Below are 2,500 nucleotides of genomic sequence, written 5' to 3' on the forward strand. Positions count from 1 at the left end.
CTACCCGCCACAGAGGGTCCCAACACCGGATAACGGTGCGTGGTTAGACATCAGAAAATCACAGGGTGGTATTTCACAGGTTGGCTCCACACCAGCTGGCGCCGATGTTTCAAAGCCTCCCACCTATTCTACACAGTAATTTCCTAATGCCACTCTGAAGCTGCAGTAAAGGTGCACGGGGTCTTTCCGTCTAACCGCGGGTACTCCGCATCTTCACGGAGAATTCAATTTCGCTGAGCATATCCTGGAGACAGTGGGGAAGTCGTTACGCCATTCGTGCAGGTCGGAACTTACCCGACAAGGAATTTCGCTACCTTAGGACCGTTATAGTTACGGCCGCCGTTTACTCGGGCTTCAATTCGGAGCTTGCACTCCTCCTCTTAACCTTCGAGCACCGGGCAGGCGTCACACCCTATACGTCGTCTTGAAGCCGACTTAGCAGAGTGCTGTGTTTTTGCTAAACAGTCGCTACCCCCTGGCCTGTGCCCCCTCCACACTACTTGCGTAATGAGAGGGCCTCCTTCTTCCGAAGGTACGGAGGCAATTTGCCGAGTTCCTTCAGGATACTTCTCTCAAGCGCCTTGGTATACTCTACCTGACCACCTGTGTCGGTTTCGGGTACGGTCTATATTGAAGAGGCTATTTCCTGGAACCGCTTGGCTGCCCGACCAATCCAATAAGGTCGAACAACTTCCACGATCCGTCACACATCTTCAGGCCCACGAATATTTACGTGGTTCCCATCGACTACCCCCTTCGGGCTCGTCTTAGGGGCCGGCTAACCCTGCTCCGATTAGCGTTGAGCAGGAACCCTTGGTCTTTCGGCGACAGGGCATCTCACCCTGTTTGTCGCTACTCATGTCAGCATTCGCACTTCCGATATGTCCACCGTCGGTTACCCTTCGGCTTCAACCACTTACGGAACGCTCCGCTACCGCTCAGAATAAATTCTGAACCCTAAGCTTCGGTGCATATCTTTAGCCCCGTTACATCTTCGCCGCAGGAACCCTTATTTAGACCAGTGAGCTGTTACGCTTTCTTTAAAGGATGGCTGCTTCTAAGCCAACCTCCTGGTTGTTTTGGGATTCCCACATGCTTTCCCACTTAGATATGACTTGGGGACCTTAGCTGTAGGTTAGGGCTGTTTCCCTTTTGACGACGGACCTTAGCACCCGCCGTCTGTCTGCCGGATAAGACTCGATGGTATTCGGAGTTTGGTTAGGTTTGGTACCGCTCGCGCAGCCCTAGCCCATCCAGTGCTCTACCCCCATCGGCATACATCCGACGCTCTACCTCAATAGATTTCGCGGAGAACCAGCTATTTCCCGGCTTGATTGGCCTTTCACCCCTAAACACAGCTCATCCGAGAATTTTTCAACATTCACCGGTTCGGTCCTCCAGTGCATGTTACTGCACCTTCAACCTGGCCATGCCTAGATCGCCGGGGTTCGGGTCTAATTCATCGAACTCAGTCGCCCTATTCAGACTCGCTTTCGCTGCGCCTACACCTAACGGCTTAAGCTTGCTCGATAAATTAAGTCACTGACCCATTATGCAAGAGGTACGCTGTCACCCCCTATGGGGCTCCAACTGCTTGTAAGCATTCGGTTTCAGGTACTGTTTCACTCCCCTAATCGGGGTGCTTTTCACCTTTCCCTCACGGTACTTGTTCGCTATCGGTCATGTGCGAGTATTTAGGCTTGGAGGGTGGTCCCCCCATGTTCAGACAGGATTTCACGTGTCCCGCCCTACTCGAGTCTTCTTCGATTGTTTTCACCTACGGGGCTGTCACCCGCTATGGCCACTCTTTCCAAAGTGTTCGGTTAACTAACGAAGAAGCACTGGCCTGGTCCCGGTTCGCTCGCCACTACTACGGGAATCTCTGTTGATGTCTTTTCCTCCGGGTACTGAGATGTTTCAGTTCCCCGGGTTCGCTTCACCAAACCTATGTATTCAGTCTGGTGATACCCTATCCACCTCTTTCCGGCCGACCCGAAGGTCGAACGAAAGGAAATGGTGAGGGTGGGTTTCCCCATTCGGAAATCGCCGGATCAAAGATTGCTCACATCTCCCCGACGCTTATCGCAGCGTGCCACGTCCTTCATCGCCTGCACATGCCAAGGCATCCACCAAATGCTCTTACCTCACGCTTGAGAATCCACACCATCAACGACAGACCTGCATAAAAGTCCATCGTCTCGCGATGATGCGGAGGATATCTCAGCCAGATAATCATTATGATTGATCTTGTTGTGATGCATCGATCGCCCGAACGGCCGAAGCCGAACAAAACAATCCATGCGCCACGGCATCGATTTAAAAACCCATTCACAATGTCAAAGACAGCGACCCAGATGGCCGCCTACTCGCTTAACGCGAGATCTACGTTCGTTTCATCTATCGGATTGATGTGCCTGGTGGAGCCTATCGGGATCGAACCGATGACCCCCTGCTTGCAAAGCAGGTGCTCTCCCAGCTGAGCTAAGGCCCCGTAAGACCA

General features: G+C 52.7%; 1 tRNA gene and 1 rRNA gene (1 of these 2 only partly in view). Both read right to left on the reverse strand.

From position 1 onward, the window contains the following. Nucleotides 1-2,153, reverse strand: a 23S ribosomal RNA gene (locus N6L26_RS08320) (it extends 641 nt beyond the left edge of the window). A 262-nt stretch (nt 2,154-2,415) separates the two neighbouring features. Beyond that, nucleotides 2,416-2,491 (reverse strand) — tRNA-Ala (locus tag N6L26_RS08325). Between the last annotated feature and the right edge of the window lie 9 nt (nt 2,492-2,500).

Origin of the sequence: Qipengyuania sp. SS22, assembly GCF_025736935.1 — a bacterium.
Taxonomy (GTDB): Bacteria; Pseudomonadota; Alphaproteobacteria; order Sphingomonadales; family Sphingomonadaceae; genus Qipengyuania.